The 7,556-nt window shown below is 59.4% G+C and carries 6 protein-coding genes; 2 read left to right on the top strand and 4 right to left on the bottom strand.

Features of this window, described 5'->3' with window-relative positions:
* Positions 1 to 230: 230 nt before the first annotated feature.
* Positions 231 to 707 carry an Lrp/AsnC family transcriptional regulator gene (locus AC1ECN_RS31680; RefSeq protein ID WP_477955166.1) on the top strand — a complete coding sequence of 159 codons (477 nt, stop codon included), beginning with the start codon at positions 231 to 233 and terminating at the stop codon, positions 705 to 707.
* Positions 708 to 791: 84 nt separating this feature from the next.
* On the opposite strand, the gene AC1ECN_RS31675 is transcribed toward AC1ECN_RS31680, so the two are convergent.
* Positions 792 to 2,165, bottom strand: a complete 1,374-nt coding sequence (locus AC1ECN_RS31675; protein ID WP_477955164.1) for an aminotransferase class III-fold pyridoxal phosphate-dependent enzyme — start codon at positions 2,163 to 2,165, stop codon at positions 792 to 794.
* A 12-nt stretch (positions 2,166 to 2,177) separates the two neighbouring features.
* Complete coding sequence (locus AC1ECN_RS31670) at positions 2,178 to 3,008, bottom strand: GNAT family N-acetyltransferase (RefSeq protein ID WP_477955162.1); 831 nt, start codon at positions 3,006 to 3,008, stop codon at positions 2,178 to 2,180.
* Positions 3,009 to 3,500: 492 nt separating this feature from the next.
* Here AC1ECN_RS31670 and AC1ECN_RS31665 point away from each other — a divergent pair, with 492 nt between their 5' ends.
* Positions 3,501 to 4,778, top strand: a complete 1,278-nt coding sequence (locus tag AC1ECN_RS31665; protein WP_477955160.1) for an NAD(P)/FAD-dependent oxidoreductase — start codon at positions 3,501 to 3,503, stop codon at positions 4,776 to 4,778.
* A 170-nt stretch (positions 4,779 to 4,948) separates the two neighbouring features.
* Here the strand turns inward: AC1ECN_RS31665 and AC1ECN_RS31660 are convergent, their stop codons facing one another.
* Together AC1ECN_RS31660 and AC1ECN_RS31655 are read right to left on the bottom strand one after the other, a co-directional pair.
* The gene (locus AC1ECN_RS31660) at positions 4,949 to 5,989 is read right to left on the bottom strand and encodes a tartrate dehydrogenase (RefSeq protein WP_477955158.1); all 1,041 of its coding nucleotides are present in this window, start codon (positions 5,987 to 5,989) and stop codon (positions 4,949 to 4,951) included.
* A 9-nt stretch (positions 5,990 to 5,998) separates the two neighbouring features.
* Positions 5,999 to 7,462, bottom strand: a complete 1,464-nt coding sequence (locus tag AC1ECN_RS31655) for an aldehyde dehydrogenase family protein (protein ID WP_477955156.1) — start codon at positions 7,460 to 7,462, stop codon at positions 5,999 to 6,001.
* Positions 7,463 to 7,556: the final 94 nt, after the last annotated feature.

Below are 7,556 nucleotides of genomic sequence, written 5' to 3'. Positions count from 1 at the left end.
GTTATAACGTATCGCATAAGCAGATTTATGGAACTTTTTTTTGAACTCCTCCGCCAAAGTGGCGCACTGATTTCAGCCGCGAACGACATAATGTTCTGCAGTTGACAGCAACTACAACCAGTTATGCCGGCTGGATGTTTTCCTGCAACAATGAAAAAAGTGGGAGGCTGTGATATTCTCTTTGATATAATCTGCGGATAGGCGGGGTTCTAATGGCCCGGGGAGGCCACATGAAGCTTGACCGGATAGACATCAAGATTCTGTACGAATTGCAGAAAAACGGTCGGATCACCAATGTGGAACTCGCCGAATTGGTTCACTTGTCGCCAAGCCCATGTCTGATGCGGGTGAAAAAGCTGCAGTCGGAAGGCTATATCGATGGCTATTCCGCGCAAATCAACACCGCCAAGCTCGGTCAAACCATAACGGTGTTTACCGAAATCACCTTGAAGAACCACCGGCAAATCGATTTCGCACGCTTCCTATCGACTGTCGAAAAGATCGACTCCGTCATAGAATGCCACCTGGTTTCCGGCGGCTACGATTACCTGATAAAGTTCGTCACCAGCGGCATCGCGGAATATCAGGAGATCATGGAGCGCCTCATCGACACGGATGTCGGCATCGACCGCTATTTCAGCTATGTCGTGCTGAAATCGCCGATCGTCAAATCGCATCTCCCGCTGACTAGCCTCTTTGCCTTGTGAGCCGACGAAGGCCAGCAAAGTTCGAGGGGGTCCAGCTAGGCGAGGCCACTCCGAGCTGCCGGAAATGACCAACTCGCTCCCGCGTCAAGCCATGTTGACCCTGACATCCCTGTCTTCGAGTGTCTGGTCGAGCGTCTTCCGCGTCCGATCAACAATGGCGTCGATATCGCCATCGGTGCAACAAAGCGGCGGCGCGTAGCCCAGAACCCCATTGCCAAAAGCACGGATGATCAGGCCATTGTCCCAAGCACGATCGAAAATTCGGCGGGAAGGGTCGGCCGCGACCGGAAGTGGCGTCTTTTTGGTCTTGTCGGTGACCAGTTCCACGGCCGCCAGCATGCCACGGCCTCTGATGTCGCCGACAAGGGGATGGTCGGCAAGGCTCTGCAGCCCCTCGATAAGGCGTTTTCCGGCTCTGCGGCCGTTTTCCAGGAGCCCGCCCTCGTAGAGGCGCAAGACCTCAAGTGCGACAGCCGCGCTTACGGGATGGGCAGAATAGGTATAGCCATGGCCCACGAGGGAGGCACCGGCGCCGTCGGCGATGGTGTTGTAAACGTGATCAGTCATGAAGACAGCGCCCATTGGCATGTAGCCCGAGGTCAGGCCCTTGGCGACAGTCATGAAGTCGGGAACGGTATCATCTTCTGTACAGGCGAAGAGCGGCCCCGTACGGCCGAACCCCGTGATCACTTCGTCGGCGATGAACAAAATGTCGAGATCGCGGCAGAGGTCGCGCATCGCCTTCATCCAACCTGTCGGAGGCACCAGCACACCACCGGAGCCCTGGATCGGTTCGACATAAAATGCGGCCACCCTTTCGGCGCCGATTTCCTTCACCTTGCGGCGCAAAGCGCTAGTCGACGCAGCGATGATCGCCTGAGGATCGCTCCCTACCGGATTGCGATAGGCGTAGTGCGAGGGAATCTTATGCTGCCAGTCGAAGGGAATTCCGAATCCGGCATGAAATGCAGGCAGCGCGGTCAATCCGGCGCCGACAACCGAGGAACCGTGATAGCCATGTTCGAGCGAGATGAACTGGTCTTTTTCCGGCGTGCCCTTGGCATGAAAGTAGTAACGGATGAAACGAACGGTGCTGTCGATCGCATCCGAACCGCCAAGCGTAAAATAGACGTGGTTGAGATCGCCCGGTGCACGTTCGGCCAGCTCCGCGGCCAGCCGGATTGCCGGTTCCGAGCCTATCCCGAAATAGGCCGTCGCATAAGGAAGCTCTCGCATCTGACGCGCCGCAGCATCGACGATGCTGTTGTGGCCGTAACCGGCATTCACGCACCAGAGGCCGGCAAAGCCGTCGATGAGCTGGCGGCCGGTCATATCGGTCACGGTCGCGCCAGAGGCCGAGGACAGAACGCGTACGCCGCGTTTCTCATGGCCGCGATACGAGGCGACCGGATGCACCAGATGGGCGCGATCGAGTTCGATGAGGGAATTGCTGAGCATTTTCGTCTCCGATCAGCCGAAAGCCTGATTGGCCAAGGCAAAGGTTTTGACATGGGAGGATGGATTGGTTTGGCCGCCGCGCTGCATCGCTATCGCTCCGCCGACATGGATAAGTCCACGTTCGGCCAACCATTGCGACAAACCTAAGTCCTTGGGCGTGTCGATGCGAAGAAATCTGTCGTGTTGAGCCGCCATTTGGAACAAGATGAGCTTGCGGGCATCCTCGGCATTCTCTGCCACCACGGGACCGATGACCTCACCGCGCCCGAAGGCACGCATTGCCCCGAAACCCGCGACATGTCCGCCGCGTCGGATGACTGCAAACCGGCCGATATCCTTCATATAGGAAATCAGCTTCCTGCGATCAGCGCCGAATGCGGCTTTGTCCAGGGCGACTATTTCCGCGAGGTCGCCAGATTGCATCCACTCGACATCGATCGGTGCCTCCACGCCTGTACAGACGCCMTGACATTGAAGAATGTCTCCAACTTGGCGAAAGCCGACTTTTTCATAGAGCGGCAGACCGTCCTCGGTCGCGACCAGCCTGCACGGCTCTTCGCGAGCAGCATCAAGACCGGCATCCATCAGCCGGCGGCCGAGGCCCCGACCGCGCATGGCCTCAGCAACAATGACCATATTGATCGTGGCGCAACCTCCAAAGCGTGTCGTGAGGGTCGTGCCGAGGACCTTGTTGTTCTCCAACACGACGAAGCCTGTGCTCAAAGCGAGTGCCATTTCCCAATCCACCAGCCGGTGAGGCCAGCCGGCCTGACGCGAAAGCGCCAGCGCACCTTCGAGATGTTGGGTACCGAACGGAACGATGTCGAGTTGGGCCGTTTGCATCACCTGGATCCTTGCTTCCTTACAACGAAGGATAACGTGGGCTGAAGAGAAGATCGTCCCGACAAAGGGAGACGGGCGATATCTTTCACCGTCCTGGTGGGCGCTCGCCGCATCTTATGCTGAGCATAAATCCGAATGGCTCGGTGTGGTGAATGTCTCCACAAAGCGCCGACGCAACTCTCTGCCAAATAACGACGAAATACGGAAGAATCTGCTTCGAACAGCGGTAACTGCGGCCTGTTGCTCTGTGGCGTCCGGTCTAAAATCACATGAAGGAAGGCACCTCGGACAGCCAGGTACAGCTCGATGATCCAATACCGGCCGAAATGCATGATCTTAGATTGCTGTGGCATCCTCCCCGGGTTCGTGTCGGCGCTCCGTCGCGACATCCAGAACAAACTTGATTGTAGAGGCGAACCGATGAACGGCTATGTCGAGATCAAGGACATTCCAGCCCTGTCCGACGTAGTCGGTCTCTAGTGGAGCGAAGCGATGAAGTTCGAATCCTACTGGCACGACACGGCGCCTAGATTCTCAGGCGCCACCAATGGCCCCATCGAGGGCCACTATGATGTTGCCGTGATCGGCGGCGGCTTCACAGGCTTGGCCGCGGCGCGACAGCTCGCAAAGTCGGGCGCGCGTGTGGCCGTGCTGGAGGCGAACCATATCGGCTGGGGAGCATCCGGACGCAATGGTGGACATATCAACAACGGGCTTGCCCACAGCTTCATCGCCGCCAAAGCAGAGCTTGGAGTTGAACGCGCGGTGGCGCTTTATCGCGCGTTCGATGACTCCATCGATACGATCGAGAGGATCGTCGCCGAAGAAAACATAGATTGCGACTTCCGGCGGGCCGGAAAGCTGAAGTTGGCTTCAAAGCCACAGCATTTCGACACGATCGCTCGCAATTTCGAAGTGGTGCATCGTGAAGTCGATCCGGATACCGCGCTGCTGACGCGGGATGATCTCAAGAGCGAGGTCGGTTCTCCCTTCCATGGCGCGATGCTCTCGAAGAAGAGCGCCATGATGCACATGGGCCGATATGTCGTGGGATTGGCTGAGGCGGCCGCCCGTCATGGCGCGACGATATTCGAAGACGCCCGAGTGACGCGCCACACGAAATCGGGTCCGAAGCATCAGCTGGAGACAGCCCGGGGCCAGGCCAGTGCCGACCATGTGCTGGTTGCAACCGGCGCTTATACGTCCGGATCCTCCTTCAACTATTTCCGGCGCCGCATTATTGCCGTCGGCAGCTTCCTGATCGCGACCCGGCCTTTGACTACAACTGAGGTGGCGACCACCATGCCGGGCAATCGGACCTGCACCACCTCGATGAACATTGGCAACTATTTTCGACTGTCGCCGGACAACCGCCTGATCTTCGGGGGCCGCGCCCGCTTTGCCGCGACGTCGGATCAGCGCTCGGACGAGAAGAGCGGCGCCATCTTGCGCGCCAGCCTTGCCCAGATCTTCCCGCATCTGGCCAATGTGGAGATCGACTATTGCTGGGGCGGCCTGGTAGATATGACCAAGGACCGGTTTCCCCGGGCAGGCTATGTCGACGGTGTCTGGTATGCGATGGGCTATTCGGGCCATGGTGCGCAACTCTCGACGCATCTCGGGATGATTATGGCCGACGCCATACTCGGCAAGGCCGATCAGAATCCGCTCAAAGGTCTCGAATGGCCAGCGGTGCCCGGCCATTTCGGCAAGCCCTGGTTCCTTCCGCTCGTGGGGCTCTATTACAAGACTCTCGACCGATTTCAGTAAGGCGGCCCCTCCTCCCCTGCCGCCAATTAGGGCGCGGATCTCTCGATCCGCGCCCTCTTTTTCGTCGCTGAGTGGATGGACACTCAATACCGCGTTTTCCGCGCTGGCTGCCGCGGCCGGACCCAGTAGAATAGGTCCGTAGATGCAAACGAAAGAACTCGAACGGCCCCTCAGAGACGTTCGAGGACAGCCTTCGCGATCGCCTCGGTCTTGTCTTTCCCAGGAATGGTGCCGATCCCGGCCTTCGTCGTCGCTTCGATCGCCGTCATGATACGGGCCGCGGCGTCTCTTTCGCCGAGATGGTCGAGCATCATTGCGCCCGACCAAATCGCCGCAATCGGATTGGCGATGCCAAGATGGGCGATGTCGGGCGCCGAGCCATGCACTGGTTCGAACATCGAGGGCGCCGTCCGATCGGGGTTGATATTGGCGGAGGCTGCGAAGCCGAGGCCACCCTGAATTGCGGCACCGAGATCGGTGAGGATATCGCCGAACAGGTTGGAGGCCACGACCACATCGAGCGTCTCCGGCGCCATCACCATACGGGCCGCCATCGCGTCAATATGGTAGCTCGTCACCTCCACATCTGGATATTCGGCAGAAACTATGCGGGTGATCTCGTCCCAGAGCACCATGGAATATTTCTGGGCATTGGATTTTGTGACCGAAGCCAGTTTGCCACGCCGCAGGCGGGCCTGTTCGAAGCCGAAGCGCAGGATACGTTCGACGCCCGTCCGCGTGAAGATGGAGGTCTCCACCGCGACTTCATCGGCCGTTCCCTGATGGATGCGGCCGCCGGCGCCGGAATATTCGCCTTCGGTGTTTTCCCTTATGCAGAGTATGTCGAAACCGCCGGCTTTGAGCGGACCCGAAACGCCGGGCAGGAGCCGATGTGGGCGAATATTGGCATATTGCACGAAGGCCTTGCGGATAGGCAGCAGCAGCCCGTGCAGTGAAACCGAGTCCGGCACCTCCGCCGGCCAGCCGACAGCGCCGAGAAGTATCGCATCGAAACGCCGGAGTGTTTCGATGCCGTCTACGGGCATCATGGCGCCGGTTCGCTTGTAGAATTCACAGGCCCAAGGAAACGTGGTTCCTTCGAGGGCAAAACTCGACGTCTTCGCTACGGCCTGCAGCACATCCCAGGCCGCTTCGGTGACCGGTTTGCCGATGCCGTCTCCCGGCAGCAGCGCGATGGAATAGGTTTTCATGATCAGATCCTACAGGTTGATGAGTACGCTCTTGCTTTTGCGGTTGGCTTGATAGGCTTCGCGGCCTAGATCCTTKCCGATGCCGGATTGCTTGTAACCGCCAGTCGGTAGGATGTGGTCGCGGGAGCGGCTGTAGCGATTGACCCAGACGGTGCCTGCCTGCAGCCGCCGGGTGAGGCGGATGGCGCGTGAGAGATCGCGGGTGAAAAGCCCGGCTGCCAACCCATAGGTGGGATGGTCGGCCAGTGCGAGCGCCTCTTGCTCGTCGGCGAAGGTCTGCAACGTCAGCACCGGCCCAAAGATTTCCTCCACCACTGCGGGAGAGACTTGGCCGACGTTTGACAGGAGCGTCGGCGCATAGAAATAGCCTTTCCGATCGAGGAATTTTCCACCGGCAAGGCACTCCGCGCCGGCGGCGAGCGCGGCCTGAACGATCGCGTCAATACGGTGGATCTGGCGTTCGGAGATAATCGGCGAGTAATCGCTTGTCTCATCCCAGGTCGGACCGGGCTTGATTGTCGCCATGCGCGCGAGGATCGCCGCGGCCAGCGGTTCGGCGACCGATTGCTCGACGATGATGCGAGAGCCCGCGACGCAGGCCTGGCCGGCATTGACGAGAATGCTATTGGCAATCGCATTGGCGGCGAGCGTCAGATCGGCGTCGGCAAAGACGATTTGCGCGCTCTTCCCGCCGAGTTCGAGCGTCATCGGCTTGACGCCTGTCCTTGCGATATTGGCCATGATCGCCGAGCCAGCCGCCGTCGAACCGGTGAAGCTGATCTTGRCGATATCGGGATGGCCGGTCATGGCATTGCCGGTCGTCGGCCCGTCGCCGAGCACGATATTGATCAGCCCCGCTGGAATGCCGGCCCGCACAGCAAGTTCAGCGAGATAAAGCGTCGAGAACGGCGTCATTTCCGACGGCTTCAGCACGATCGCGTTGCCGGCGGCGAGCGCGGGGCCGATCTTCCAGCCGGCCATGGAGAGCGGGAAGTTCCAAGGCGTGATCGCGCCGACGACGCCGTAGGGCTCGGTCATGATCATGCCGAAACTCTTGTCGTCCGTCGGTACGAGATCGCTGCCCTCCTTGTCGGCGAATTCGGCGAAAAACCGGATCTGTTCGGCCGTGACGGCGACATCGCCTTGGATGAGCTGCCCGATTGGCCGCGTCGAGGACACCGCTTCCAGACGCGCCAGGGTTTCAGCTTGGGTTTCGATCAGATCGGCCCAACGATGCATTGCGTTTGTGCGCTCGCGCGGGCGCCGAGTAGACCAGCCGCTTTCCTTGAGCGCCTGTTTGGCTGTGGAGACAGCCTGGTGGACGAGATCGGCGTCTGCCACCGGACAGTCTGCATAGGCGACCCCATCGGAAGGCCGATGCATCGGCAACACGCCTTTGGCGTCAACATAGCGACCGCCGATGAAATGGCCCTTCGGCAACTGAATTGTGTCTGGATCGAAGCTCAGAGCCATGGCGATGTCCTTGGACGATATGGGCGAGGCCACACGAGGCCTTTGGGCCGATTATTTCACTCAATAGGCCCGTGCGGTCCTCAAGGAGGTGGTC

The sequence above is a fragment of the Rhizobium sp. 01N447_2 genome (assembly GCF_056399245.1).
Note: the sequence above shows the minus strand (reverse complement) of the source record. Positions and strands in the feature narration are given on the sequence as shown.

What these genes read in the sequence shown, in the direction of transcription:
- AC1ECN_RS31680 (WP_477955166.1), top strand. Translation starts at nt 231, where the DNA reads ATGAAGCTTGACCGGATAGACATCAAGATTCTGTACGAATTGCAGAAA.
- AC1ECN_RS31675 (WP_477955164.1), bottom strand. Translation starts at nt 2,165, where the DNA reads ATGCTCAGCAATTCCCTCATCGAACTCGATCGCGCCCATCTGGTGCAT.
- AC1ECN_RS31665 (WP_477955160.1), top strand. Translation starts at nt 3,501, where the DNA reads ATGAAGTTCGAATCCTACTGGCACGACACGGCGCCTAGATTCTCAGGC.
- AC1ECN_RS31660 (WP_477955158.1), bottom strand. Translation starts at nt 5,989, where the DNA reads ATGAAAACCTATTCCATCGCGCTGCTGCCGGGAGACGGCATCGGCAAA.